This window comes from Kitasatospora sp. NPDC058115, assembly GCF_042884635.1.
Classification (GTDB): Bacteria; Actinomycetota; Actinomycetes; order Streptomycetales; family Streptomycetaceae; genus Kitasatospora.
Genome location: NZ_JBHVTL010000017.1, coordinates 47069 through 72557, shown reverse-complemented (window position 1 = coordinate 72557; position 25489 = coordinate 47069). Strand labels below are relative to the sequence as shown.

Annotated in this window: 19 protein-coding genes; 8 read left to right on the top strand and 11 right to left on the bottom strand. The window is 72.2% G+C overall.

All coding sequences use genetic code 11. From position 1 onward, the window contains the following. Positions 1-83: 83 nt before the first annotated feature. Both murJ and ACFVVL_RS19420 read right to left on the bottom strand, forming a co-directional pair. The gene (murJ, locus tag ACFVVL_RS19425; protein ID WP_387676756.1) at positions 84-2618 is read right to left on the bottom strand and encodes a murein biosynthesis integral membrane protein MurJ; all 2535 of its coding nucleotides are present in this window, start codon (positions 2616-2618) and stop codon (positions 84-86) included. Positions 2619-2675: 57 nt separating this feature from the next. Beyond that, a complete protein-coding gene (locus ACFVVL_RS19420) occupies positions 2676-5138 on the bottom strand; it encodes a DUF6049 family protein (RefSeq protein WP_387676753.1) in 2463 nt (820 codons plus the stop codon). Between the two features lie 382 nt (positions 5139-5520). On the opposite strand from ACFVVL_RS19420, the gene ACFVVL_RS19415 reads away from it, so the two are divergent. Further along, a complete protein-coding gene (locus ACFVVL_RS19415; protein ID WP_387676945.1) occupies positions 5521-6942 on the top strand; it encodes a CCA tRNA nucleotidyltransferase in 1422 nt (473 codons plus the stop codon). A gap of 78 nt (positions 6943-7020) precedes the next feature. Here the strand turns inward: ACFVVL_RS19415 and ACFVVL_RS19410 are convergent, their stop codons facing one another. The 5 genes from ACFVVL_RS19410 to ACFVVL_RS19390 all read right to left on the bottom strand — a co-directional run bounded on the left by ACFVVL_RS19410 (position 7021) and on the right by ACFVVL_RS19390 (position 12234). Beyond that, entirely contained in the window at positions 7021-8079 is a 1059-nt protein-coding gene (locus ACFVVL_RS19410; RefSeq protein ID WP_380295981.1) for a hypothetical protein, read from the bottom strand. A gap of 35 nt (positions 8080-8114) precedes the next feature. Beyond that, positions 8115-8756, bottom strand: a complete 642-nt coding sequence (locus tag ACFVVL_RS19405; protein WP_387676750.1) for a hypothetical protein — start codon at positions 8754-8756, stop codon at positions 8115-8117. Between the two features lie 51 nt (positions 8757-8807). Then, complete coding sequence (locus ACFVVL_RS19400; RefSeq protein WP_380295977.1) at positions 8808-10151, bottom strand: MFS transporter; 1344 nt, start codon at positions 10149-10151, stop codon at positions 8808-8810. A 174-nt stretch (positions 10152-10325) separates the two neighbouring features. Beyond that, positions 10326-11408 carry an inositol-3-phosphate synthase gene (locus ACFVVL_RS19395; protein ID WP_380295975.1) on the bottom strand — a complete coding sequence of 361 codons (1083 nt, stop codon included), beginning with the start codon at positions 11406-11408 and terminating at the stop codon, positions 10326-10328. Positions 11409-11535: 127 nt separating this feature from the next. Then, the gene (locus ACFVVL_RS19390) at positions 11536-12234 is read right to left on the bottom strand and encodes a helix-turn-helix transcriptional regulator (protein WP_380295973.1); all 699 of its coding nucleotides are present in this window, start codon (positions 12232-12234) and stop codon (positions 11536-11538) included. 508 nt (positions 12235-12742) lie between these two features. On the opposite strand from ACFVVL_RS19390, the gene ACFVVL_RS19385 reads away from it, so the two are divergent. Both ACFVVL_RS19385 and ACFVVL_RS19380 read left to right on the top strand, forming a co-directional pair. Further along, complete coding sequence (locus tag ACFVVL_RS19385; protein WP_387676745.1) at positions 12743-15352, top strand: transglycosylase domain-containing protein; 2610 nt, start codon at positions 12743-12745, stop codon at positions 15350-15352. Between the two features lie 180 nt (positions 15353-15532). Further along, the gene (locus tag ACFVVL_RS19380) at positions 15533-17161 is read left to right on the top strand and encodes a glycosyltransferase family 87 protein (protein ID WP_387676742.1); all 1629 of its coding nucleotides are present in this window, start codon (positions 15533-15535) and stop codon (positions 17159-17161) included. 19 nt (positions 17162-17180) lie between these two features. Here the strand turns inward: ACFVVL_RS19380 and ACFVVL_RS19375 are convergent, their stop codons facing one another. From ACFVVL_RS19375 to ACFVVL_RS19365, 3 genes are all read right to left on the bottom strand, one after another. Next, a complete protein-coding gene (locus tag ACFVVL_RS19375; protein ID WP_380294403.1) occupies positions 17181-18215 on the bottom strand; it encodes an alanine racemase in 1035 nt (344 codons plus the stop codon). Positions 18216-18272: 57 nt separating this feature from the next. Further along, positions 18273-19391 carry a peptidoglycan bridge formation glycyltransferase FemA/FemB family protein gene (locus tag ACFVVL_RS19370; RefSeq protein ID WP_344329973.1) on the bottom strand — a complete coding sequence of 373 codons (1119 nt, stop codon included), beginning with the start codon at positions 19389-19391 and terminating at the stop codon, positions 18273-18275. Between the two features lie 167 nt (positions 19392-19558). Then, on the bottom strand, positions 19559-19858 hold the full coding sequence (locus tag ACFVVL_RS19365) for a hypothetical protein (RefSeq protein ID WP_350543136.1): 300 nt from the start codon (positions 19856-19858) through the stop codon (positions 19559-19561). Between the two features lie 297 nt (positions 19859-20155). Here ACFVVL_RS19365 and rpsF point away from each other — a divergent pair, with 297 nt between their 5' ends. The 4 genes from rpsF to rplI all read left to right on the top strand — a co-directional run bounded on the left by rpsF (position 20156) and on the right by rplI (position 21925). After that, positions 20156-20446 carry a 30S ribosomal protein S6 gene (gene rpsF, locus ACFVVL_RS19360; RefSeq protein ID WP_350570360.1) on the top strand — a complete coding sequence of 97 codons (291 nt, stop codon included), beginning with the start codon at positions 20156-20158 and terminating at the stop codon, positions 20444-20446. Positions 20447-20542: 96 nt separating this feature from the next. Next, the gene (locus tag ACFVVL_RS19355; RefSeq protein ID WP_380294404.1) at positions 20543-21151 is read left to right on the top strand and encodes a single-stranded DNA-binding protein; all 609 of its coding nucleotides are present in this window, start codon (positions 20543-20545) and stop codon (positions 21149-21151) included. Between the two features lie 73 nt (positions 21152-21224). After that, the gene (rpsR, locus tag ACFVVL_RS19350) at positions 21225-21461 is read left to right on the top strand and encodes a 30S ribosomal protein S18 (protein WP_030304537.1); all 237 of its coding nucleotides are present in this window, start codon (positions 21225-21227) and stop codon (positions 21459-21461) included. A gap of 17 nt (positions 21462-21478) precedes the next feature. Then, a complete protein-coding gene (gene rplI, locus ACFVVL_RS19345; protein ID WP_380294405.1) occupies positions 21479-21925 on the top strand; it encodes a 50S ribosomal protein L9 in 447 nt (148 codons plus the stop codon). 130 nt (positions 21926-22055) lie between these two features. Here rplI and ACFVVL_RS19340 read toward each other — a convergent pair whose 3' ends face one another. Next, entirely contained in the window at positions 22056-23381 is a 1326-nt protein-coding gene (locus tag ACFVVL_RS19340) for an MATE family efflux transporter (protein WP_380294406.1), read from the bottom strand. Positions 23382-23972: 591 nt separating this feature from the next. Between ACFVVL_RS19340 and dnaB the strand changes: the two genes are divergently transcribed. Further along, on the top strand, positions 23973-25454 hold the full coding sequence (dnaB, locus tag ACFVVL_RS19335) for a replicative DNA helicase (RefSeq protein WP_380294421.1): 1482 nt from the start codon (positions 23973-23975) through the stop codon (positions 25452-25454). Positions 25455-25489 lie beyond the last annotated feature (35 nt).

The window sequence follows — 25489 nt, the reverse complement described above, 5'->3', positions numbered from 1 at the left end:
GGAGAGATGTGGTGCAGATCGGCTTCGGGCCGCCGGGCCCCGGCCCGGGACGGGTCCGGGGAGCGCGGCGGCCCGAAGCCGGATCAGCGGCCCAGTCGGCCGCGCACCATACCCAGCATGGCGTTCAGTTCCTCGATCCGCAGCCGCTTCGCGATGAGCACGAAGACGGCCAGCTGGAGTCCGCCCGCCACCAGGACGGTCAGCACGGCCCCGGCCCAGCCGCCGACCACCCGGGTGATCGCCAGGCTGGTGCCCAGGCCCACCAGGGCGGCGGGCACGGAGGCCGTGGCGAGCCGGGAGTAGGTCCGGCCGATCCGCTTGGTGTCCAGGCCGCCGATCTTCTTCTTCAGCTTGGGCACCGCGACCGTCACTCCGACGGCGTACGCCAGACCGTAGCCGAACGCCATGCCGATGACCGTCCACTCGGCGGGCAGCAGCACCCAGCAGAGCAGCGAGAAGCCGGCCTGGCAGGCGGCCACCCAGACGGTGTTGGAGAACGGCGTGCGGGTGTCCTCGTAGGCGTAGAAGCCGCGGAGCATCACGTACTGCGCCGAGTAGGGGATCAGGCCCAGCGCGAAGGCGGAGAGCATCAGGCCCACGTTGCGGGCGTTGTCCAGGGCGAGGTCGCCGCCGCCCACCGCGTAGATGGACTGGCCGATGGCCGGGCCGAGCGCGAGGAAGAGGAACGCCGCCGGGACGACCGCGACGGCCGTGGTGCGCAGCCCGTGGGAGAGGTCGTCGCGGACCGCGCCGGCGTCCTCGTCGGCGGCCGCGCGGGAGAGCCGGGGCAGCACCGCGCTCATGATCGAGACGGTGATGACGGCCTGCGGGAGCTGCCAGATCAGCAGGGCGTTGGAGAAGGCCGCGAGGCCGACACCGCCGTGGCCGCCCGCCTCGGCGTCGCTGCCGGCGGCGGTGGCCAGCTGGGTGATGACCAGGAAGCCGGCCTGGTTGGCGAGCACGAAGAAGAACGTCCACTTGGCCAGCCGGGCCGCCTTGCCCAGGCCGTGGCCGCGCCAGTCGAAGCGCGGGCGGTAGGAGAAGCCGGCCGCCCGCAGGTACGGGATCATCGCCAGGGACTGCACGGCGAGGCCCACCAGGGTGCCGATGCCGAGCAGCCGGACGCCCTCGGGGGTGATGGTCTCCGGGGTGACGTGGGTGCCGTCGAAGCCGCCGTACACCCAGATGTAGGCGCCGAAGGTGAAGATCACCACGATGTTGTTGAGGACCGGGGTCCACATCATCGCGCCGAAGCGGCCGCGGGCGTTGAGGATCTGGCCCATCACCACGTGGATGCCCATGAAGAAGATGGTCGGCAGGCAGTACCGGGCCAGCGCCACGGTGGTGTCCGCGCGGGCCGGGGTCTCCATCATCTTGTGGGCGATCAGCTGGACGAGCAGCGGTGCCCCGAGCACGGCCAGGAAGACCACGCCGGCCAGACCGACCATCACCAGGGTGAGCAGCCGGTTGGCGTAGGCGGTGCCGCCGTCCGCGTCGTTCTTCATGCTGCGGACCAGCTGCGGCACGAAGACGGCGTTCAGGGCGCCGCCGCCGATCAGGATGTAGAGCAGGGTCGGCAGGGTGTTGGCCGCGTTGTAGGAGTCACCCATCACGGCGATGCCGATCGCGCCGGCGATCACCATGGTGCGCAGGAAGCCGGTGCCCCGGGAGACCAGGGTGCCGGCCGCCATGATCGCACTGGAGTTCAGCAGCGAGGCGACCTTGCCGCCGCCGGACGTCCTGCCGCCGTCCTCCGGCGGGGCCGCGGGGGCGGTGCGCTCCTCGGCCGTGAGGTCGGCGAGCGGCTCCACCGCGGGCGGCAGCTGCACCGCGGCCACCTGGAGGGTGGCCTCGTCCTCGGCGAGCGGCGGGTCGAACTCGATCGGCGGGACGAAGGGACGGTGCCCCTCCGGGCCGTGGCCGCCGGGGTGTCCGCCGGGGCCGGGTGCGTACGGGGCCTGCGGCCCGTGCTGCCCCGGGTACGCGCCGGCCGGGGGGAACGGCGCGGGCGGGGCGGGCGGGAACGGTGCGGCCGCCGGCTGCGGCGCGGGGGGCTGCTGGACGGGGGGCTGCTGGGCCGGCGGGCGGGGCGCCTCGGCGGTCACCTGCTGGCCGCCGAACAGGGCGTCCACCCCGACGTACTCGGTGGACTCGGAGTCCCAGGCGGAGTGCGCCGGGCCGGGCTGCCACGGCTGCTGCTGGCCGCCCCAGCCCGGGGCCGGGGCGGGCCGGCCCCCCGGAGCGGGCGGACCGGCCGGGGCGGCGGCCTGCGGCGGCAGCTCCTCGTGCCGGAGGTCCCGCGCCGGGGTGTCCCAGCCGGGCTGCACCGGCGGCACCGGCGGCGAGAACGGCGTCGGCGGCACCGGCGCCGGGTAGTCGCCGCCCTGCGGCGGCAGCTGCGGAGGCACGTCGTACGCGGCCGCCGGCTGCTGCGGCGCGGCCGGCCGGCCGGCCAGCAGGCCGTACGGGTCCTGCTCGCCCGGACCGCCCTGGTACGCGTCGGCCGCGTACGGGTCCTGGGCGTAGGTGTCGGCCACGTACCAGTCGCCGGACGGCGACTCGGCACCCGGACGGACCTCTCCGCGGCCCGGAGGCCGCTCCTCGCTGCGCCCGGTCATGTCACCTCTTCGCTGTCGTGGGGGAGGCCGCCACGGGATCGGGCGGTGTCGGCGGTGTCAAGGACCAACCTTCTCATCACTGGTGGCCCGATCCCGGCCATCCGCGCTGCTGTCGTGCGGTGTCCCCGTGGCACCGCCGGCGCCGTCCCGGTCGCCCGGTCCGTCCTCGGGACCCTCCCGCGGACCGTCGGCCCGGTCGCCCGCCGGGTCGTCCGCGGGGCCGTCCGCCGGGGCGAGCGGCGCGTCGCCCTCGTCGTCGTGCACCACCCGCCGCTTGCGCTGGCGCAGGAAGCGCAGGGCCGCGAGCAGCAGCAGCACCAGGCCGCCGCCGAAGACGTACAGCACGCCGTTGGTGACCGAGGTGACCTCGACCCTGAAGACCACCGGCGCACCGTACGGCTTCGGGTCGGGCCCGGTGGTGTACAGCTGGGCGGTCATGAAGACCGTCCCGTTGTTCTTCGCCTCGGCCGGGAAGCGCAGGGTGACGCTCTGCGAGGCGGGCAGCACCAGCTCCTCCGCCGGCAGCTCGACCCGCAGCCGGTTGGGCTGGCTCGGGCTCAGCACCAGTTTGAGGTTGGTGACCGTCTGGGTCAGGTCGTTGCGCACGCTGACCTGGAGCACCCCGGTGTCACCGGCGAAGGTGATGACCCGCTTCGGCGGCACCTTCACCGCCCTGGTGAGCTCGTTGAGGTAGCTCTGCACGCCCTCGCGGTAGACGCCGCCCTCCGGGGCCCGGGTGCGCCACTCGGTGGACAGCGAGCGGACCATGGCCGCGCTGAACGGCCCGCGCACCCGCTGCGGCAGGGTCAGCACCTGCATCAGGGTGTCCAGGTCGGCCTGGATCCGGGTGGTGGCGGTCAGGTCGGCGGCGGGCAGCTCCGAGTCGCGGACCCGGGCCGGGTAGTCGGTGGGCGCCGGGACGGCCGTGTTGGCCTTGGGATCGGGCGCGGCCTGGGCGAGCACGTCCAGCTTGACCGGCTCCACCCACTTGCCGTCCTGGGCCGCCTGGAGCGCGCCGGCCAGCACCTTGGCGGTGGCGGCGGTGAGGTCGCGCGGCGGCATGACCAGCAGGCCGCGCGGGTTCTGCGGCTCCTGCCGGGAGATCACGAAGGTCTCGGCGAGGAAGCGCTGCACCGCCAGGGTCTGGTCCTGCGGGGTCGCCAGGTCCCCCTCGAACAGCGAGGAGACCACCTGGTCGGCGACCACCGCGGTCTGGCCGTTGCCGATCGGCCGGGCGGCCGAGGGGGTGTACTTCAGCGCGTCCGACTCGGGCATGCTGCCACCGTCGACCAGCACCAGGCCGGCGCCGGCCCGCTGGGCGACCGAGGCGATCCGCTGGTCCAGGTAGCCCCGGTAGGGCCAGGCGACGTCCGAGCGGGTGTCCACCGAGAGCCGGCCCTCGACGGTCAGCCGGCCGGCGGTGGCCGCCTTGCCGAGCGCCGCGTCGATGCCCTCCAGCTCGGGGGCGTTGTGCGCGATCGAGGCGAGGTCCGGGTCGGCGTAGGGCAGCGCCACCACCTGGCTGCCCGGCTTGGCGACCGCGGCCCGCAGCTTCTCCAGCCAGGCCGTGGCGGCGGCCGTGCCGGTGCCGCGGACGGTGTTCTCCTCCTTGGCCGCGTTGCCCGCGGTGCCGGGCTTCTGCACCCGGTAGTCCCTGGTCATCGCGAACGCGGTGTCCAGCAGGTCCGGGTCGACCACCCAGGTCAGCCCGGTCAGCGAGGAGCCCGTCTCGACCAGCGCGTACAGCCGCCCGCCGGGCGCGAACTCGGCGGCCAGGCTGTCGTCGCGCAGCACCGGGACGGTCTGGTCGTTGTCGGAGAGGGTCTGCGCGGCGAGCACGGGGGCGTGCACCAGCGGCCACAGGGTGGTGACCTTGGACGGCTGCGCCTCGGTCGGGGTCGGGTTGTACGGCAGGAAGGTGCGGGCGATGCCCAGCGGGCGGTCACGGGCGTTGTCGACCGTCGACCCCCAGACGTCCACCGCCAGCTCGTACACGCCCTCGGTGGTGAGCTGCAGGTCGGCGACGGCGACGCTCAGCGTGTACGGCTGGCTCTGGCCGGGGCCGAGCTCGTTCAGCGCGTACTGCGGACTGTCCAGCGAGATGCCGTCCGACCCCTGCGGGGTGGTCCGGGTAAGCACCCCGGCGACCTCGCTGCGGGTGGTGAGCGGCTTGCCCGCCCAGGGCTTGCGGACCGTCGCGTGCGCGGACTTGAGGACGGACTTCCCGCCGTTGGTGACGTGCCCGGAGACGGTCACGGTGCCGTTCGGCACGGCCACCGGCTTGTTCACCGACTCGATCGTCAGCGTCACCGGGTACTCGGCGGTGACCGTCGCGTCGGCGGCCGGGCGCGCCTCGCCGGTCCCGGCCGCGGGGGCCGCGGCCGCCGGGAGGCCGGGCAGGGCCGAGGCGAGCACCAGTGCCGCGCCGAGCGCGCCGGCCAGCCGCCGGGCGGTTCGTCGCAGGACCCGGCCGGGGCGACCGTCCGCCTGCTGTCCGGGGTGCCGTGCCGGCTCACTCACGCGGTTCGCCCTCACTCACGGGTTCGCCCTCGCCGTTCTCGATCGCTGCTGCTGGTGCCGTGCTGCTGCGGATGTTCCGCCGGCCGTGGGGGGTGCCGTGAGGATCAGCCGTGGAAGAACATGGGGCCGCCCGTCGCCAGGGCGGCCATGACGGCGCCCGGCACCGCGACCCGCCGTCGGTGTCCCGGAGTCGTCCCACCGGCATGGTAACGATGTGGCGAGGGCCTCGGTGTTGCGGGCCGGGGGGTGAGCGGGTGGAAACGCGCGGGCGGCGGGGCCGCCGGGCCACGTACCCTTGTGAGCCGTGTCCACTGCCAATGAGCCCACCGCCCACCCGACCGGCGCCCATCATTCCAGTTCCGCCGTCCAGGCCGCCCCCGGCCTGAGCGAGGCCCAGACCCGGGGCCTGCAGGAACTGCTGCGGGTGTCCCCGGTCGCCGACGAGATCGCCCGCCGCTTCCAGGCGGCCGGTCACCGGCTCGCGCTGGTCGGCGGCTCGGTACGGGACGCCCTGCTGGGCCGGCTCGGCAACGACCTGGACTTCACCACCGACGCCCGTCCGGAGCAGGTGCTCAAGCTCGTGCGCGGATGGGCCGACGCGGTCTGGGACGTCGGCATCGCCTTCGGCACGGTCGGCGCGCGCAAGGACACCCCGCAGGGCTCCTTCCTGATCGAGATCACCACCTACCGCTCCGAGGCGTACGACCGCACCTCCCGCAAGCCCGAGGTGACCTACGGCGACACCATCGAGGAGGACCTGGTCCGCCGCGACTTCACGGTCAACGCGATGGCCGTCGACCTGCCGGGCCGCGGCTTCGTCGACCCGCACCAGGGCCTGGAGGACCTCGAAGCCCGGGTGCTGCGCACCCCCGCCACGCCCGAGGAGTCCTTCTCCGACGACCCGCTGCGGATGATGCGGGCCGCCCGGTTCGCCGCCCAGCTGGACTTCGAGCCGGCCCCCGAGGTGGTCGCGGCGATGACCGCGATGGCCGACCGGATCGCCATCGTCTCCGCCGAGCGGGTCCAGGCCGAGCTCAACAAGCTGCTGGTGGCCGAGCACCCGGTGAAGGGCCTGCGGCTGCTGGTCGACACCGGACTGGCCGACCACGTGCTGCCCGAGCTGCCCGCGCTGCGCCTGGAGCGCGACGAGCACCACCGGCACAAGGACGTCTACGAGCACTCGCTGACCGTCCTGGAGCAGGCCGTCGACCTGGAGCGGGACGGCCCGGACCTCACCCTGCGGCTGGCCGCGCTGCTGCACGACATCGGCAAGCCGCGCACCCGCCGCTTCGAGCCGGACGGCCGGGTCTCCTTCCACCACCACGAGGTGGTCGGCGCCAAGATGACCCGCAAGCGGATGCGCGAGCTGAAGTACTCCAAGGAGCTCACCGAGGACGTCTCGCGGCTCGTCGAGCTGCACCTGCGCTTCCACGGCTACGGCGGCGGCGAGTGGACCGACTCGGCGGTGCGCCGCTACGTCACCGACGCCGGCCCGCTGCTGGAGCGGCTGCACAAGCTGACCCGTTCGGACTGCACCACCCGCAACAAGAAGAAGGCGGCCGCGCTCTCCCGCACCTACGACGGTCTGGAGGAGCGGATCGGCGAGCTCAAGGCGCAGGAGGAGCTGGACGCCATCCGTCCGGCGCTGGACGGCAACCAGATCATGGAGCTGCTCGGCCTCAAGCCCGGCCCGATGGTCGGCAAGGCGTACAAGCACATGCTGGAACTGCGGCTGGAGCAGGGCCCGCTGGAGCACGACGCCGCGGTGGCCGCGCTGCGCTCCTGGTGGGACGCCCAGCAGTAGGACGCGCGGCGGGCGGGGCGGTCCCGGGTGCTCCCCGGGACCGCCCCGCCCCGCCCCGCCCTGCCCCGTGCGCCGGGCTCAGATCTTCTTCAGGCAGAGGACGAAGCTGAGCGCCTCGGTGCTGGAGTCCCGGGTGTAGGTGCTCTCGGTGCCCGCCACGTTCTCGCAGGCCTTGTCGTCGTCGCTGGTCGCGTAGACCTTCTTGAGCACCTTGTACTGGGCCCGCGGGTCGGTGCAGGGCAGCATGGTGATCCGCGGGTGGGCGTCGTGGGTGGCGGTGGTGCCGTTCTCGTTGCGCAGGCAGTCGCCCGCCTTGGCGTAGTCGATGTCGCCGGGCACCGTGGGGGTGGCGGACGGCGTCGGCAGGGTGATCGTCGGGGCCGGCGCCGGCGCCGGGGGCAGCGAGAAGCTCGGCGAGTACGTCGGCACCGGGATGGTCACCGTGGTCGGCGTGGGCAGCACCAGCGGCCGGTACGGGTCGTCGTGCTGCCGGGCGCCGAGGAAGGCGCCGGTGGCGATCAGGACGATCGTCGAGCCGATCCCGAGCACCGGCAGCAGCAGCATGAAGATGTGCGGGCGCTTGGTGAGCGGCACGCCCGGGTCGAGCTGCGGTCCGTGGGTGCCGGGCGCCGGCGGCGGCAGGTCCTTGATCCGGTTGTGGGCGGCGAGGTTCCGCAGCAGGGTGACCACGGTGAAGATCCCGGACAGGTAGCCCCACCAGCCCTGGACCAGGGTGCGGGCCGACATGTCGCGGACCACGGCGGTGCCGCAGGTGCGGCAGAACGGTCCCGGCTGCTTCAGGAACCGCATGATGATGATGATGCCCTGGTGGCCCCGGACGGTCGTGTCGACGGCCGGGAAGCCGCCGCAGAACCGGCAGACCGGTCCGCCCGGGTGGGCGTAGCCGGCCGGCGCCGGGTAGCCCCCGGCCTGCGGCGGGTAGGCGTAGCCCCCGGGCGGGGCCTGGGCGGGCACGCCGTACCCGGGCGGCGCGGCCGGCGGCGGGGCGGCCGGGTAGCCGTAGCCGGCCGGCGGCGGCGGGGCCGGCGCGCCGTACGGGGTGCCGGTGGCGTACGGGTTGGCGCCGTCGGCGGGCGGCGTCGAGCCGTACGGCATCTGGGGCGGCGGAACGGACAAGGGAATCCCCCGGAAACAGGTCGGGTGGCGGTCGGTCAGGACTTCTTGACCGGCGGGACGCCGGTGAGCGGGCCGAGGCAGAGCACGTACCGCTTCTTGTTCCAGCGGCGGCCGCTCTTGCCCGAGACGGTGCTGGTGGTGCCCGCGGTGCTCCGGCACCGGGTGGTGTCGGTGGTGGAGTCGAAGGTGGCGAGCACCTTGTAGTTCGCCTTGCTGTCGGTGCACTTGACCACCGAGACGTCGCGCGAGCCGGAGGCCTTGACGCAGTCGCCGGCCTTGGCGCTGCTGACGCTCGGACCGCTGACGAAGTAGCCGGTGATCAGGGCGATCACGCCCAGGACCAGACCGGCCGCCTTCAACCGGGCCTTGCCGCGGCCCTTCGCGGCCGGTGCGCCGTCCGGCGGCGGGGCCGGCGGGTAGCCGTGCGGCGAGGGCCGGCCGTAGGGGGCCTGGGGATGCGGCTGCGGCGGGTACGGCTGGTGCGGGTACGGAGGAGCCGCCTGCGGCGCGGCCTGGGCGGCCGGGTGGCCGTACCCGGCGGGCGCGGGCTGGGGCGCTCCGTACGGCTGGGGTGCGCCGTACGGCGGCGGCGCTCCGTACGGCTGCGGTGGCCCGTAGGCCTGGGGTGCGGGGCCGTACGCCGGTGGTGGTCCGTACGGACTTGGCGGTGTGCTCATCAGATTGTCCCCCGAGACAGACTGCTGTCGCTGCGACAGATCTGACGTACCTTAGCGACTCGCGCCGACGTCCCCGGGGATCGGGCCGGTCCGGCGGGCGGCGCGCAGGTAGAGCACGGCCGAGGCCGCGTACACCGCCGCCACGCCCAGGACGACCGTCACCGAGCGGCCGGAGAGCGGCAGCACCAGGGCGGTCACCAGGGCGGCGGCCACGAAGGCGACGTTGAAGAGCACGTCGTAGATGGCGAAGACCCGGCCGCGGTAGTCGTCCTCGACCGATTCCTGCACCACGGTGTCGGCGCAGATCTTGGTGCCCTGGGTGACCACGCCGAGCAGCAGCGCCGCGATCAGCGAGGGCACCAGGCGGAAGTGCAGCCCCAGCGCGGGCACGAAGAGCACCGGCGCGGCCAGGCAGAGCGTCATCCAGCCGGCCAGCCCGAGCCGTCGGCTGCACCAGGGGCTGATCACGGCGGCGATGAAGAACCCGGCGGCGGAGAGGCCGACCGCCTGCCCCAGGGTGGCGAGGCCGGCCGCGCTGTCGGCGGGGTCGTTGAAGGTGTACCGGGCGAGCATCACCACGACCACGATCAGCACGCCGTAGCAGAACCGGGCCGCGGTCACGGCGGCCAGCGCGTGGGCCGCCGGGCGACGGTCGCGCACCAGGTGGGTGACGGCGGCGTGCAGTTCGCGGGCGGCCTGGGCCAGCGCCTGCCCGAGCGCCGGGCGGCCCGGGTGGTGCTCGGGGCCGAGCAGGTCACGGTCCATCCGCAGCGCCGCCAGCGCGGCGGAGAGGTAGAGGAACGCGGCGATCGAGACCAGGGCGGCGTCGGCCCTGGGCCCGGGCGGCATCAGCTGGTGCAGCAGGAAGCCCAGCCCGCCGCCGCAGGCGGCGGCGACGGTGCCCAGGGTGGGGGAGAGGGCGTTGGCGGTGACCAGCTGCTCGCCGCGGACCACCCGGGGCAGGGCCGCCGACAGTCCGGCCAGGATGAACCGGTTGAGCGCGGTGACCAGCAGCGCGGAGGCGAAGAACATCCAGGTCGGCGCCTGGGCCACGAGGAGCCCGCCGGTCACCAGGCCGAGTCCGAAGCGGCCCAGGTTGCCCAGGTAGAGCACCTGACGGCGGCGCCAGCGGTCCAGCAGGACACCGGCGAAGGGGCCGATCACCGAGAACGGCAGCAGCATCACGGCCAGCACCGAGGCGATGTCGGCGGGCGAGGACTGCTTCTCGGGGGAGAAGACGACGTAGGCGGCGAGGGAGACCTGGAAGACGCCGTCGGAGAGCTGGGACAGCACCCGGGCGGTCAGCAGCCGGCGGAAGTCGCGGCCGCGGAGCAGGTCGAGGAGCGTGGCGCGGTGCGCGGCCCGGTGGGTACTGCCGTTCTCGGTGATCGCCACCTGCCCAGAGTGCCATGGAAGGGGCTGGTGTTTCACGTGAAACATCCACCGGGAAGAGGTGAACGGGCCCACGGTCGATGACCGTGGGCCCGTCCGGTGCCCGGGCGGACCGGACTCAGTGCCCCGGGGTGCCCGGGCTCAGCGTCCGCTCCGGCGCTCGGTTCAGCGCTCGGTTCAGCGCTCGACCTCGCCGCGGATGAACTTCTCGACGTTCTCGCGGGCCTCGTCGTCGAAGTACTGGACCGGCGGGGACTTCATGAAGTACGAGGAGGCGGAGAGGATCGGGCCGCCGATGCCGCGGTCCTTGGCGATCTTCGCGGCGCGCACGGCGTCGATGATGACACCGGCGGAGTTCGGGGAGTCCCAGACCTCCAGCTTGTACTCCAGGTTCAGCGGGACGTCGCCGAACGCGCGGCCCTCCAGGCGGACGTAGGCCCACTTGCGGTCGTCCAGCCAGGCCACGTAGTCCGAGGGACCGATGTGGACGTTGTTGGAGCCCAGCTCGCGGTCACGGATCTGCGAGGTGACGGCCTGGGTCTTGGAGATCTTCTTGGACTCCAGGCGCTCGCGCTCCAGCATGTTCTTGAAGTCCATGTTGCCGCCGACGTTCAGCTGCATGGTGCGCTCAAGGATGACACCGCGGTCCTCGAACAGCTTGGCCATCACGCGGTGCGTGATGGTGGCGCCGACCTGGGACTTGATGTCGTCACCGACGATCGGCACACCGGCCTCGGTGAACTTGTCCGCCCACTCCTTGGTGCCGGCGATGAACACCGGGAGGGCGTTCACGAAGGCGACCTTGGCGTCGATGGCGCACTGGGCGTAGAACTTGGCGGCCTGCTCGGAGCCGACCGGCAGGTAGCAGACCAGGACGTCGACCTGGGCGTCCTTCAGGGCCTGGACGACGTCGACCGGGGCCTCGTCGGACTCCGCGATGGTCTCGCGGTAGTACTTGCCCAGACCGTCGAGGGTGTGGCCGCGCTGGACGGTGATGCCGGTCGGCGGCACGTCGCAGATCTTGATGGTGTTGTTCTCGGACGCCGTGATGGCGTGCGCGAGGTCCTGGCCGACCTTCTTGGCGTCGACGTCGAAGGCGGCGACGAACTCCACGTCACGGACGTGGTAGTCACCGAACTGGACGTGCATCAGCCCGGGGACCTTGCCGGCCGGGTCGGCGTCCTTGTAGTACTCGACACCCTGCACCAGCGACGTGGCGCAGTTGCCCACACCCACGATGGCTACGCGAACCGAACCCATTCCGGTTGCTCCCTGTGATCTCATGAGCGCCGCCGGGGGTCGGCGGGACTCGTCCTGCTTCTTCGATGACTGCTGACGGGCGCGTGACGCGCCCACTCCTGCCGCGCGGCACAGGGCTGACGCGGTGTCAGCGCTCCTGGGAGGAGCGCCCCGGGCGGTCGTACGGTGGCTCGGGCGGGTCCGCGGACCCGCCCTCCTGGCCTCGGCCGTCCGAAGTCTTGGGTACTGCGGGGCCGGTCGCGCCGGCCGCCGGGCCGGTCCGGCCGGTGCGGTTGGCGCGTTCGGTCTCGATCAGCTCGTTGAGCCAGCGGACCTCGCGCTCCACCGACTCCAGTCCGTGCCGCTGAAGTTCGACGGTGTAGTCGTCGAACCGCTCGCGGGCCCGGGCGAGCGAGTTGCGCATCCGCTCCAGGCGCTCCTCCAGCCGGCTGCGGCGGCCCTCCAGCACGCGCATCCGCACGGCCCGGTCGGTCTGGCCGAAGAAGGCGAAGTGCACGCCGAAGTGCTCGTCCTCCCAGGCGTCCGGGCCGGAGTCGGCGAGCAGTTCCTCGAACCGCTGCTTCCCCTCGGCGGAGAGCCGGTAGACGATCTTGGACCGCTTGCCGTTGAGCGCGGTGGCCGGGACGTACTCGGCCTCCGGGTTGTCCTCGACCAGGAAGCCCTGGGCCACCAGGTTCTTCAGACAGGGGTAGAGCGTCCCGTAGGAGAACGCGCGGAACGAGCCGAGCAGGACGTTGAGCCGCTTGCGCAGCTCGTACCCGTGCATCGGGGCGTCGTGGAGCAGTCCGAGAACGGCGAACTCCAGCACTCCTGAGCGCCTGCCCACTGCCGTCGTCCTCCCTTCCCCGGTCGGTCCGCGACCCGCCTCGTCCGGCGGTATGCCGTTCCGATGTATCGGCTCGATATATCGAGAACACTAAGCCTGGGTCCCCGAACCGGCAAGAGGGGCGCGCGTGAATGTGATCACAAGGCGACGCGCGGGTGTGCTTGGCAACGGGCGTGTAATGATCTGCTGCCGTTTTGCGGTGATTGGCAGTTGATGCCCGATTGGTTCGGTTTCCGGGCTGCGTACGCTGTCGCGTGTGCACGAGGACCACCTCCGGGGTTAGGTCGGTTGCGGGCATCGGACGTGGACCCTGCCTTCAGGCTCGACCGGCCTGGCGAGGAGTAGCTGGAACATGAGCGAACGACGGCGCAGGTCGCCAGGTGGCGACGGTCGTCCCCCGGGCGGAGACAACGGGCGTCCGGAGGGCGCCGGGCGTGACGAACTCGGCTCGGAGGGCCTCCGCCGGCGCAGACCCCAGGGCGGTCGGGACACCGCGCAGCAGCCCCGGATGACCCGCGCCGAGATGCGCAAGGCGGCCCAGAAGGGCGGCCGGCGCGGCGGCGCCGCGGCCGGCGGTGCGGCGGCGGCCGGTCCCGGCAAGAAGCGGTTCATCGACTACCCGCGCTTCGGCAAGCAGGGCGTCCGCCGCTGGCTGCCGTCCTGGCGGCAGTGGCTGAGCGCCGTCCTGCTCGTCGTCGCGGCCTGCGTCGGCGGGATCTTCTTCGTCTACCAGACGACCGAGATCCCCAAGCTCAACGCCATGGTGGACGACCAGAACAACATCTACTTCTGGGCCGACGGCACCGAGATGGTCCGCAAGGGCGAGACCAACCGGCAGATCGTCGAGCTCGCCGACATCTCGCCCAACCTGCAGAACGCGGTCATCTCGGCGGAGAACGCGACCTTCCGCACCGACAGCGGCATCGACCCCAAGGGCATGATGCGCGCGGTCGTCAACATGGCCAAGGGCGGCGAGACCCAGGGCGCCTCGACGATCACCCAGCAGTACGTGAAGAACGCCTACCTGACGCAGGAGCAGACGCTCTCCCGCAAGGTGAAGGAGTTCTTCATCACCCTGAAGGTCAACCAGGAGTTCAAGAAGGACGAGATCCTCAAGGGCTACCTGAACACCAGCTGGTTCGGCCGCGGCGCGACCGGCGCCCAGGCCGCCGCCCAGGCGTACTACGGCGTCAACGCCAAGGACCTCGATCTGTGCCAGAGCGCCATGCTGGCCGGCCTGCTCAAGGGCGCGTCGTACTACGACCCGACGATCAAGGCCAACCAGGCCCGCGCCGAGGAGCGCTGGGCGTGGATCCTCGACCGGATGGTGGAGACCAAGAACACCACCCCCGAGGAACGGGCGAAGTGCACCACCTTCCCCCAGCCGATCAAGCAGGTCCCGCCGGCCAACATGAACGGCCAGATCAGCTACCTGGTCGAGACCGCCAACAAGTACGTCATGGCCAAGGACCCGACGATCGACCAGCGGGCGATCGACAAGGGCGGCTTCAAGATCTACACGACCTTCCAGAAGGACAAGGTCGACGCCCTGAAGAAGGCCGTGGACGACGTCCGGACCGAGACCCTCAACCCGCAGAAGCGCCCGGACAACGACAACTTCGTCCAGTTCGGCGCGGCCAGCGTGGTGCCCAACGACGGGGCGATCGTCGCCATCTACGGCGGTGACGGCGTGGAGAACGGCCACCACGACAACAACGCCGACGCCCAGGGCGTCCAGGTCGGCTCGACCTTCAAGCCCTTCGTGCTGGCCACCGCCATGCAGACCGGCGTGCAGACCGCGACCGACGACAAGGGCAAGCCGAAGCGGATCAACGCCGACAGCCGCTACCTCTCCGACGACATGTCGGAGATCCGCAAGCCGGACGGCTCGCTGGTGATGGGGGACGACGGCAAGCCCTACCGGCAGAAGAACGAGGAGAAGGGCCGGCGCGGCTACGTCTCGCTGCGGATGGCCATGCAGTACTCCTACAACGTGCCCTTCGTCCAGCTGAACCAGGACGTCGGCGGCCAGAACGTCATGCAGATCGCCGAGGCGATGGGCATCCGCAAGGAGAGCATCGAGAAGGAGTCGAAGACCGCGACCTTCCCGCTCGGCGTCTCCACCATCAGCCCGATCCGGATGGCCGACGCCTACGCGACCTTCGCCGCCAGCGGCAAGCAGGCCGAGCCGTACTCGGTCACCAAGGTGCTGATGGACGGCAAGGAGCGGCCCGGCTTCGGCAAGCACGAGACCAAGCAGGCGCTGGAGCCCGCCGTCGCCGACAACGTCACCGACGTGCTGGTGAACGTGGCGAAGAACGGTACCGGCAAGAAGACCAACACCCTGGGCCGCCCGGTGGCCGGCAAGACCGGTACCACCGACGAGAACAAGTCGGCCTGGTGGGTCGGCTACACCCCGCAGCTGTCCACCAGCGTGGCGATGTGGCGCGAGGACTCCGCCCACCCCGGGCGGCTCTCGCTGAACGGCACCGGCGGCAAGGACTCGGTCCACGGTGGTGACGTCCCGGCGGACGTCTTCACCCGGTACATGAAGGCCGCGCTGGCCAACGAGAAGAAGATGGACTTCCCGACCCCGCAGCCGGTCGGCTCCCAGGTCGACTCCTCGGGCGCGCCCAGCACGGCGAGCGCCGTGCCGACGCCGACCGCGACCGAGACCGCGCCCACCGCCCCGGCGGACCCGAACGCCGGGCAGCCGACCGAGCCCGTGGCCACCCAGCCGGCCTGCGTCCCCGGCGTCGACTGCCCGGGCACCGTGCCCACCCAGCCGGTCCCGACCAAGACCAACCCGAACCCCGGCGGCGGTGGCGGCACCGGTGGAGGCACCGGCGGCGGTGACCCCGGCGGCGGCACCGGCGGCGGCGGGACCACCGGCGGCTCCGGCGGCGGGACCAACGGCGGCGGCAGCGGTGGCGGCGGGACCAGCCCGTCACCCAGCTGCCTGCTCCCGATCGGCTGCGCCACGCAGACCCCGCCGCCGGCGACCACCGAACCGGGTGGCGGAGCCGGCGGCGGGACCGGCGGCCCGACCACCAGACCGCCGAAGCCCAGCACCTCGCCCTCGGCGACGACCGGCGGCAACGGGGTGGCGGCTCCCTAGGAACGGGTGACCGGAACGGCGGTGGGAGGCTCCACGGGGCCTCCCGCCGCCGTTTCGCCGTATTCGGAGCGATTCGTGCCGGTACCCCGGCGGCGGGCGGCCGGGCGGGTGCCGCCGGGCCGGGGAAAAGGGGCAGGGGCCTCCTCGTACGGACGGCCGGGGTGCGGCAGGATGTCCGCCATGACGTCCAGCGTTCGTGACGAAGAGGCCCCGCCCGCACCGGCGTCCGGCCCGCAGGCCAACACCGTGGTGGTGCCGGCGGACGAGGATCCGGTCGCGGCGGCGGGCAGCGAGGTGATCGGCGGCCCGCCCGGACGGCGCGCGCTGCTCGGCGTCTCCTGGTGGATCCCGGCGCGCTTCCTGGCGCTGGTGGTGATCGTGGTCTCGGTGCTGGGCATGGCGCAGAAGCTGCCCTGCTACGACGCCGCCTGGTTCCAGCCCGGTTCGCCGCAGTACGTGCACGCCTGCTACAGCGACATCCCGCACCTGTTCTCCGGGCGCGGCTTCGCGGCCGGCCTGCACCCGTACGTGGACCGGATCCCGGGCACCACCGGTGACCTCCAGTTCCTGGAGTACCCGGTGCTGACCGGACTGTTCATGCAGATCGCGGCCTGGCTGACGCCCGGCGGCGGCGCCCTGCAGGACCAGGAGCGCTGGTTCTGGACGATCAACGCCGGCCTGCTGATGGCCTGCGCGGTGGTCGCCGTGGTCGCGCTCTCCCGCACCCACCGGCGCCGCCCCTGGGACGCGCTGATGTTCGCCCTGGCGCCGACCCTGCTGCTCAACGCCACCGTCAACTGGGACCTGCTGGCCGTCGCGCTGGCCGCCGTCGCGCTGGCCTGGTGGTCCGGCTCGCGGCCGGCCTGGGCCGGGGTGTTCATCGGCCTGGCCACCGCCGCCAAGCTCTACCCGGTGCTGCTGCTCGGGCCGCTGCTGGTGCTCTGCTGGCGGGCCGGCCGGAAGCGGGACCTGCGGGCGCTGCTCGGCGGGGCCGTCGGCGCCTGGCTGCTGGTCAACCTGCCGATCATGATCGCCAACTGGCAGGGCTGGTCGACCTTCTACGTCTTCAGCAAGCACCGCACCGAGGACTACGGCTCGCTCTGGCTGATCCTCATGCAGAGCCGGGGCGTGGGGCTGGCGAACCTCGACACCTTCATCGCCGTCCTGATGCTGCTGAGCTGCGCGGGGATAGCGTGGCTCGGCCTCGCGGCGCCCCGCCGGCCGCGGGTGGCCCAGCTGGCCTTCCTGGTGGTGGCCGCGTTCGTGGTGTTCAACAAGGTGTACTCGCCGCAGTACGTGCTCTGGCTGCTGCCGCTCGCGGTGCTGGCCCGGCCGCGCTGGCGGGACTTCCTGGTCTGGCAGGCCTGCGAGGTGCTCTACACCCTGGGCATCTGGTCCCACCTGGGCTTCGTCACCGGGCCCAAGCAGCACGGCATCGGCGAGTCCTGGTACCACTTCGCGATCGTGCTGCACCTGCTCGGCACGCTCTACCTGGTCGGCATGGTGGTCCGGGACATCCTGCTGCCGGACCGCGACCCGGTGCGCTGGGACGGCAGCGACGACCCGTCCGGCGGGGTGCTCGACGGCGCCCCGGACGTCTTCGTGCTCGGCGCCGCCCGCCGGCTGCGCGAGGAGGAGAGCTACGCCGGGTTCGCGCCGGCCGGCCCCGAGGCGTGGCTCGACGAGCCGCCCGCCGTGGTACCGGCCGGCGCGGAACCGCTGGTCGTGGACGCGGCCGCCGTGAAGCCGGCGGGCGGGGACGCGGCCCCGGTGGAGCCGGCCGCCGCGGAACCGCCGGTGAAGGACTGACCGGCGCGACCGCCGGGACTCAGCGGTCCACCACGCGGTCGAAGTGCGTGGTGGTGTGCCGCACCTGCAGGCCGAGCTCGTCGCCGACCGCCGGCGGCTCGGCCTCGCCGTCCAGCAGCAGCAGCGAGACCTGCATGTGCGGCGGCTCGGCGAACCAGAGTTGCTTGCCGGCCCAGTGGTACGGCGACTTGGTCTTGTTGACGGTCGCCAGTCCGGCCCGGGCGATGCCCTTGGCGCGCGAGGACATGCCCTGCACGTACTTGGGCGCCTCCAGCCCGATGCCGTGCGCGGTGCCGCCGGCGACCACCAGCAGGTGGCCGTCGGACGGCGCCGGGTGCTGGCGGTAGCCGTAGCGGTCGCCCTTGCGCACCGGGGTGACGTCCAGCACCGTCGCCCGGACCTCCAGCGCCCCGTGGTCGCCCAGCCAGAGCCGGGTGCCGATCCGGGCCCGGAAGACGGTGTCGGGGAAGCGCTGGGCCAGCTGCTCCATGCCCGCCGCGCCGAGGTGGCTGACGAACACGGTGTGCACCGGGATGCCGGCGGCCCGGGCGGTCTCCACCCAGTACGCGACCTCCTCGACCGGGCTGGAGCCGTCCGGCCGGTCCATCGGCAGGTGCAGCGCGAGGCCCTCGAACGAGACGCCCTCCAGCTCGGCGGCGACGGCCGGGAGGTCGGCCGCCGAGACGCCGTGCCGGCGCATGGTGGTCATGCACTCCACCACCACCCGGGCGCCGTGCAGCGCCCGCAGGCCCGGCAGGCTCGCCACCGTCCGGATCACCCGGGCGTGCGGCAGCGGCAGCGCCTCCTCGCCCACCCGGTAGGGGGTGAGCACCAGCAGCTCGCCGCCGTACCACTCGGCCGCGTCGGCGGCCTCGTAGGCGGTGCCCACCGCCAGCACCCCGGTGCCGAGGAGGGTCGCCTCCTCGGCCAGGCGGTGGTTGCCCAATCCGTAGCCGTTGCCCTTCGCCACCGGCACCAGGCCGGGGAACTCGGCCAGGACGGAGCGCTGGTGGGTGCGCCAGCGTTCGGTGTCGAGGTAGAGCGACAGCGTCATCGGGTCATCTCCCAGGGGGTGTTGGGCACGGCTGCTCGGTGGCTCGGAGCGGGCTGCTCAGCGGCGCGACATGTAGAGGTCGAGGGCCTTGTGCAGCAGCTTGTTGAGCGGGAAGTCCCACTCGCCGAGGTACTCGGCGGCCTGGCCGCCGGTGCCGACCTTGAACTGGATCAGGCCGAACAGGTGGTCGTTCTCGTCCAGGGTGTCGGAGATGCCGCGCAGGTCGTACACCCCGCCGCCCAGGGCGTAGGAGTCGCGCATCATCCGCCACTGGATCGCGTTCGACGGCTTGACCTCGCGCTTGTGGTTGGCCGAGGCGCCGTAGGAGTACCAGACGTGCTCGCCGACGACCAGCATCGTGGTCGCGGCCAGCGGCTCGCCCTCGTGGTAGGCGATGTACAGCCGCATCCGGTTCGGGTCCTCGGCGGTGAGGGCCTTCCACATGCGCTGGAAGTAGGCCAGCGGGCGCGGGGTGAACTTGTCGCGCTCGGCGGTCACCAGGTAGAGCTGGTGGAAGACCGGCAGCTCGTCGTAGCCGCCCTGGACGACCTCGACGCCGCTCTTCTCGGCCTTCTTGATGTTGCGGCGCCAGAGCTGGTTGAAGCCCTTCTGGATGTCGTCCAGCGAGCGGTTGGCCAGCGGCACCTGGAAGACGTAGCGCGGCTGGACGTCGCCGAAGCCGGCGCCGCCGTCCTCGCCCTGGAGCCAGCCGGCCTTGCGCAGCCGGTCGGCCACCTCGAAGGCGCGCGGCTCGTACCAGTCGGCCTCGACGTCGCGCAGGCGCTTGGCCTGCTTGGCGGCGATGGCCTCCTTGATGGTCGGGGCGTTCCAGCGGCGGATGACCACCGGCGGGCCCATCTTCACCGAGAAGGCGCCCTGGGACTTCAGGTGCGCCAGCATCGGCTGCAGCCAGCGGTCGAGGTCGCGGTCGAACCAGTCGATGACCGGGCCCTCGGGCAGGTAGGCGAGGTAGCGCTTGAGCTTGGGCAGCTGCCGGTAGAGCACCAGGCCGGCGCCGACGAGCTGGTTGGCCTCGTCGAACCAGCCGATCGACTCCGAGCGCCACTCGGCCTTCACATCGCCCCAGGACGGCACCTGCATGTGGCTCGCCGAGGCGCGGCTCCTGATGAAGGCGAGGTGCTCCTCGCGGGTGATCGTCCTCAGGCGCAGGCTCATGCTCGGTGCTCCTCGTCGGTCGGGCTGCGGTGGGCCCCGTCTTCTCGGGGTGACCCTATCGTCCGGGGTCCCGTCGGCCGCGGGCACGGCGGCGCCCCCGCCGCGTACCCGTCCGTCTGAAGACAAGTACGCCACGGGGGCGCCCGGGGTTCCTCGGGGGAGCGGGACTAACCCCACAGACCGCCGCGTGCGATGCCGAGGTAGAAGCCGATCGCCGAGGCGCCGAGTGTGATCATCAGCACGAAGCGCTCGGCCGTGGTGACGGAGACGTACATCCCCAGCAGACCGGTGACGATCCCGAACAGGCCGGTCCACGAGGTCAGCAGGTGCAGGTTGTGGAAGAACGACGTGATGAAGGAGATCGCGCCCAGCACGGCGGTGAGGCCGACCAGGGTGTTCTCCCGCGGGTGCGGGTGTCCGTCGGTGTTCAGGGTCAGGGCGGGCATGCGGTGGACGGTCTGGGCCATGAGTCCCACCTCCTGCGTGGAGACGAACGGGCGGGAAACCCGTTCCGTCCAGATTGCGGCGGTTGGGCGGGTCTCACAACCCCTATGCGTTTTGTTCGTCCGTCCGGGTGCGGGTAGGGTGTGTCGTCTGCACTGGTGTAGTTGTGCCCTCCTCTGCCCTCTTCCGGGTGAACGAGGAGGCACTGTCGGACCCGGCCGCTACGGTGGCCGTGTCGTCACTGCTCCGGTGCCGACGCTGCACAACCCTCCTGCCACGGAGAGACCGTGGCCGCTGAGTCCAAAGGAGGTGGGTTACTCATGCGTCACTACGAGGTGATGGTGATCCTCGACCCCTCGGTCGAGGAGCGCGCCGTTTCCCCCCTGATCGAGAGCTTCATGGCTGTCGTCCGCAACGCGGGTGGCAAGGTCGAGAAGATCGACACCTGGGGTCGCCGCCGTCTGGCCTACGAGATCAACAAGCAGTCCGAGGGCATCTACTCGGTCATCGACCTCCAGGCCACGCCTGAGGTCGTCAAGGAGCTCGACCGCCAGCTGGGCCTGAGCGAGTCGGTTCTGCGGACCAAGGTCCTGCGCCCGGACACCCACTGAGCCACCTCTGAGGCCTTCGGGTCTCGGGTAGCTCGCGACCGCTGTTTCACGTGAAACAGCGGTGAACGGACATCTTCCCGAGAGGTCATCACCACCATGGCAGGCGAGACCGTCATCACCCTCGTCGGCAATCTCGTCGACGACCCCGAGCTGCGCTTCACCCCGTCGGGTGCGGCGGTCGCGAAGTTCCGCATCGCGTCCACTCCCCGCACCTTCGACCGTCAGACCAACGAGTGGAAGGACGGCGAGAGCCTCTTCCTCACGTGCAACGTCTGGCGGCAGCCTGCGGAGAACGTGGCCGAATCGCTCCAGCGCGGCATGCGCGTCATCGTGCAGGGCCGACTGCGCCAGCGGTCTTACGAGACCAAGGAAGGCGAGAAGCGGACGGTCTTCGAGGTCGAGGTCGACGAGGTCGGTCCGAGCCTGCGCTCGGCGACCGCGAAGGTCACCCGGGCCAACCGGTCCGGCGGCCCCCAGGGCGGCGGCTTCGGCGGCGGCCCGCAGGGCGGCGGCCAGGGCGGTGGCTGGGGCGGCGGCCAGGGCGGTGGCGGCCAGCAGGGCGGCGGCTGGGGTGGAAACTCCGGCGGCCAGTCCGGCCCCTCCGACGACCCCTGGGCGTCCAGCGCTCCCTCTGGTGGCAACCAGGGTGGCGGCGGCTGGGGTGCCCCGTCCGGTGGCGGCTTCTCGGAAGAGCCCCCGTTCTAAGAGCTGACAGATTTCGTGCGGCCGCGGGCGTCGCGAGACGCCCGCCCGGCCGTGAACCCCAATGGAGCACACAATGGCGAAGCCGCCTGCTCGCAAGCCGAAGAAGAAGGTTTGCGTCTTCTGCAAGGACAAGGTCAACTACGTTGACTACAAGGACACGAACCTGCTGCGGAAGTTCATCTCCGACCGCGGCAAGATCCGTGCCCGCCGGGTCACCGGCAACTGCACCCAGCACCAGCGTGACGTCGCCACGGCCGTGAAGAACAGCCGTGAGATGGCGCTGCTGCCCTACACCAGCACCGCGCGCTAAGAGAGGGTGACCGAACAATGAAGATCATCCTCACCCACGAGGTGCCGGGCCTGGGCTCGGCCGGCGAGGTCGTCGAGGTCAAGGACGGCTACGCCCGCAACTACCTGGTCCCGCGCGGCTACGCCATCCGCTGGACCAAGGGCGGTCAGAAGGACGTCGACGCCATCCGTCGCGCCCGGAAGATCCACGAGATCCAGACCCTTGAGGCCGCCAACGAGGTCAAGGGCAAGCTGGAGGGCGTCCAGGTCAAGCTGGCCGTTCGTTCCGGCGAGGCCGGCCGTCTGTTCGGCTCGGTGACCCAGGCCGACGTCGTCGAGGCCATCAAGGCCGCCGGCGGCCCGGCGGTCGACAAGCGCGCCGTCGCGATCGCCTCGCCGATCAAGACCGTGGGCACCCACAAGGTCTCGGTCAAGCTGCACTCGGACGTCCAGGCCAACCTGGACGTCGCCGTCGTCGCCGCCTGAGCCACGACCACACGCCGGTAGCGTCAGCTCCGCGGCAGTGGTCCGAGGGCCGGTCCCCCTTCGCGGGGGGACCGGCCCTCGGTCGTTCCCGGGCCGCCCCGGCGGGGCCGCCCGGCGCCGCCGGGGCGGCTCAGCTCCGCACGGCGCCGGTGACCAGCCACCGGCCGCCCCGGGCCCGCCAGGCCAGGAAGCCGCCGCGGACCAGCATGAAGAGGTTCATCGCCCACCAGAGCCCGGCGAGCCCGGTGCCGCTGGCCGGCACCGCCAGCGCGGCGGGTGCGAAGACCGCCAGCGTGGCGAGCATCGCCCAGGCCAGGAACGGGCCGTCCCCGGCGCCCATCAGCACGCCGTCCAGGACGTAGACCAGGCCGGAGACCGGCTGGCAGAGCGCGAGCAGCAGCAGGACGGTGTTCAGCTGGTGCTGCACCGCCGGGTCCGGGGTGAACAGCGGGACGTACAGCGGCCGGGCGACCACCACCAGCAGGCCCAGCACCACGCCGGAGCCGATGCCCCACTCGATCATCCGGCGGGTGGCGGCCCTGGTGCCCGGGACGTCCCCGGCGCCCAGGTAGCGGCCGATGATGGCCTGGCCGGCGATCGCGATGGCGTCCAGCGCGAAGGCGATGAACAGGAAGACCGTCATGGCGATCTGGTGCGCGGCGATCTCGTCGTCGCCGAGCCCGGCGGCCACCGCGGTGGCGATCATGAGGATGGCGCGCAGGCTCAGGGTGCGGACCATCAGCGGTCCGCCGGCCCGGGCGCTCGCCCGTATCCCGGCCGCGTCCGGCCGCAGCGAGGCCCGTTCCCGGCGGGCGCCGCGGACCACCACGACCACGTAGACGGCGGCCATGCCGGTCTGGGCGATCACCGTGCCCCAGGCCGAGCCGGCCACCCCGAGCCCGGCGCCGTACACCAGGCCGGCGTTCAGCCCGAGGTTGGCGGCGAACCCCGCGACGGCCACGTACAGCGGCGTCCGGGTGTCCTGGAGGCCGCGCAGCACGCCGGTGGAGGCCATCACCATGAGGATCGCCGGGATGCCCAGCGCGCTGATCCGCAGGTACGTCACGGCGTACGGGGCGGCCGTCGGGGAGGCGCCGAGCGCGTCGGCCACCTGCGGGGCGAGCAGCAGGGTCAGCGCGACCACGCCGGCGGAGAGCGCCAGCGCCAGCCAGATGCCGTCGATGCCCTGCTGGATCGCGGCCCGGCGGTCCCCGGCGCCGATCCGGCGGGCGACCGCGGCGGTGGTGGCGTAGGCCAGGAAGACGAAGACCCCGGTGGCGGTGGTGAGCGCGGCCGAGGCCACGCCGACGCCGGCCAGCTGGGCGGTGCCGAGGTGGCCGACGATCGCCGAGTCGGCCATCAGGAAGAGCGGCTCGGCGACCAGGGCGCCGAAGGCGGGGACGGCGAGGGCGAGGATCTCCCGGTCGTGCCGGCGGCGGTCGGTGGTGAGGGTCATGGGAACCAGGCTACTCATCCACAGGTAAGTGACGCCATGCGCTTGCGTCACTTACTCGTACGAGCGAACGAGCGGGCCGTCCGTGTGTGTGTCCACCGCCACCCGACTCCGTGTGAAGAATTTCTCATGCACAGGCCCGGGACGGGGGAAGCGCAGGTCAGCGGGTTGACGGTGGATCGATGGTCTGGTTATCCACAGGGCTTTCCACAGGGGCGTCCACAGGTTTGCGGCACTTCTCCACAGCAGAGGGCCGCTCGTCCACACCCCCTGTGGATAACCGTCTTGGCTGAAGGCCGTCCGGCGCCTTAGCGTGGGCCCTCCGCCCGACACTCCCATCCGCCCCGGCGTCCGATTTGTCGGAGCGGTGGCGTAGAAAATGCGGTGGCGCGGAGTCGGGTTCCGCACCATCCCAGCCACCGGCAAGACCCGCTCCAACTCGCACCACTCGCTGATCGGGGAACACGCGTGACCGGCCCCCAGTACGACGACCACGACGCCCCGCCGCCGGAGGACGACTGGCAGGGCGGCGACGACCCCTTCCCGGTCGGCGCCTTCGCCGACGCCCCCTTCCCGGACGGTCCCGGCGACCGGCTGCCGGTCTCGCGCGGCCGCGGCGGCCAGGGCCAGGGCGGCGGCTTCCAGAAGGGCGGCAAGGGCGGCCCCGGCGGTTCCGGCGGCTTCCAGCGCGACGGCGGCAAGCGCCGCAAGGGCGGCGAGGACGAGGGCGGCGAGGGCGGCGGCCTGGACGGCTTCGAGCGCGTCCCCCCGCAGGACCTCGCGGCCGAGCAGTCCGTCCTCGGCGGCATGCTGCTCTCCAAGGACGCCATCGCCGACGTGGTCGAGGTGCTCAAGCCGGCCGACTACTACCGGCCCGCCCACGAGCTGGTGCACGGCGCGATTCTCGACCTCTACGCGCGCGGCGAGCCGGCCGACCCGATCACGGTGGCCGGCGAGCTGACCAAGCGCGGCGAGCTCCAGCGGGTCGGCGGCCCCGGCTACCTGCACACCCTGGTCAACTCCGTCCCGACCGCCGCCAACGCCGAGTACTACGCGCAGATCGTGCACGAGCGCGCGGTGCTGCGCCGGCTGGTCGAGGCCGGCACCCGGATCGCCGGCATGGGCTACGCCGCCGAGGGCGACGTCGACGAGATCGTCAACGCCGCCCAGGCGGAGATCTACGCCGTCACCGAGCAGCGCACCAACGAGGACTACGCGCCGCTCGCCGACATCATGGAGGGCGCGCTCGACGAGATCGAGTCGATCGGCTCCCGCAACGGCCAGATGTCCGGCGTCCCGACCGGCTTCGCCGACTTCGACGCGCTCACCAACGGGCTCCACCCCGGCCAGATGATCGTCATCGCGGCCCGGCCCGCGATGGGCAAGTCCACCCTGGCGCTGGACTTCGCCCGGGCCTGCTCGATCCACAACAAGCTGCCGAGCGTGATCTTCTCGCTCGAAATGGGCCGCAACGAGATCGCCATGCGCCTGCTCTCCGCCGAGGCCCGGGTGGCGCTGCACCACATGCGCTCCGGCTCCATGACGGACGACGACTGGACCCGGGTCGCCCGCCGGATGCCGGACGTCAGCGAGGCGCCGCTGTTCATCGACGACTCGCCGAACCTGTCGATGATGGAGATCCGCGCCAAGTGCCGCCGGCTCAAGCAGCGCAACGACATCAAGCTGATCGTCATCGACTACCTCCAGCTGATGCAGTCCGGCGGCTCCCGCCGGGCCGAGAACCGCCAGCAGGAGGTCTCCGACATGTCGCGGAACCTGAAGCTGCTGGCCAAGGAGCTGGAGGTGCCGGTGATCGCGCTCTCCCAGCTGAACCGTGGTCCCGAACAGCGCACCGACAAGCGTCCGATGGTCTCCGACCTGCGTGAGTCCGGCTCGATCGAGCAGGACGCCGACATGGTCATCCTGCTGCACCGCGAGGACGCCTACGAGAAGGAGTCGCCCCGCGCGGGCGAGGCCGACCTCATCGTCGCCAAGCACCGTAACGGCCCGACCGCCACCATCACGGTGGCCTTCCAGGGCCACTACTCGCGCTTCGTCGACATGACCCGGGACTAGCCCGCGGCGGCCCGGGCCGGGGCGGCCGGGCCCGG

What these genes read in the sequence shown, in the direction of transcription:
- ACFVVL_RS19405 (WP_387676750.1), bottom strand. Translation starts at nt 8,756, where the DNA reads ATGAGCACACCGCCAAGTCCGTACGGACCACCACCGGCGTACGGCCCC.
- ACFVVL_RS19370 (WP_344329973.1), bottom strand. Translation starts at nt 19,391, where the DNA reads ATGAGCCTGCGCCTGAGGACGATCACCCGCGAGGAGCACCTCGCCTTC.
- ACFVVL_RS19365 (WP_350543136.1), bottom strand. Translation starts at nt 19,858, where the DNA reads ATGGCCCAGACCGTCCACCGCATGCCCGCCCTGACCCTGAACACCGAC.
- rpsF (WP_350570360.1), top strand. Translation starts at nt 20,156, where the DNA reads ATGCGTCACTACGAGGTGATGGTGATCCTCGACCCCTCGGTCGAGGAG.
- ACFVVL_RS19340 (WP_380294406.1), bottom strand. Translation starts at nt 23,381, where the DNA reads ATGACCCTCACCACCGACCGCCGCCGGCACGACCGGGAGATCCTCGCC.
- ACFVVL_RS19355 (WP_380294404.1), top strand. Translation starts at nt 20,543, where the DNA reads ATGGCAGGCGAGACCGTCATCACCCTCGTCGGCAATCTCGTCGACGAC.
- ACFVVL_RS19395 (WP_380295975.1), bottom strand. Translation starts at nt 11,408, where the DNA reads ATGGGTTCGGTTCGCGTAGCCATCGTGGGTGTGGGCAACTGCGCCACG.
- ACFVVL_RS19380 (WP_387676742.1), top strand. Translation starts at nt 15,533, where the DNA reads ATGACGTCCAGCGTTCGTGACGAAGAGGCCCCGCCCGCACCGGCGTCC.
- rpsR (WP_030304537.1), top strand. Translation starts at nt 21,225, where the DNA reads ATGGCGAAGCCGCCTGCTCGCAAGCCGAAGAAGAAGGTTTGCGTCTTC.
- rplI (WP_380294405.1), top strand. Translation starts at nt 21,479, where the DNA reads ATGAAGATCATCCTCACCCACGAGGTGCCGGGCCTGGGCTCGGCCGGC.
- ACFVVL_RS19375 (WP_380294403.1), bottom strand. Translation starts at nt 18,215, where the DNA reads ATGACGCTGTCGCTCTACCTCGACACCGAACGCTGGCGCACCCACCAG.
- ACFVVL_RS19385 (WP_387676745.1), top strand. Translation starts at nt 12,743, where the DNA reads ATGACCCGCGCCGAGATGCGCAAGGCGGCCCAGAAGGGCGGCCGGCGC.
- murJ (WP_387676756.1), bottom strand. Translation starts at nt 2,618, where the DNA reads ATGACCGGGCGCAGCGAGGAGCGGCCTCCGGGCCGCGGAGAGGTCCGT.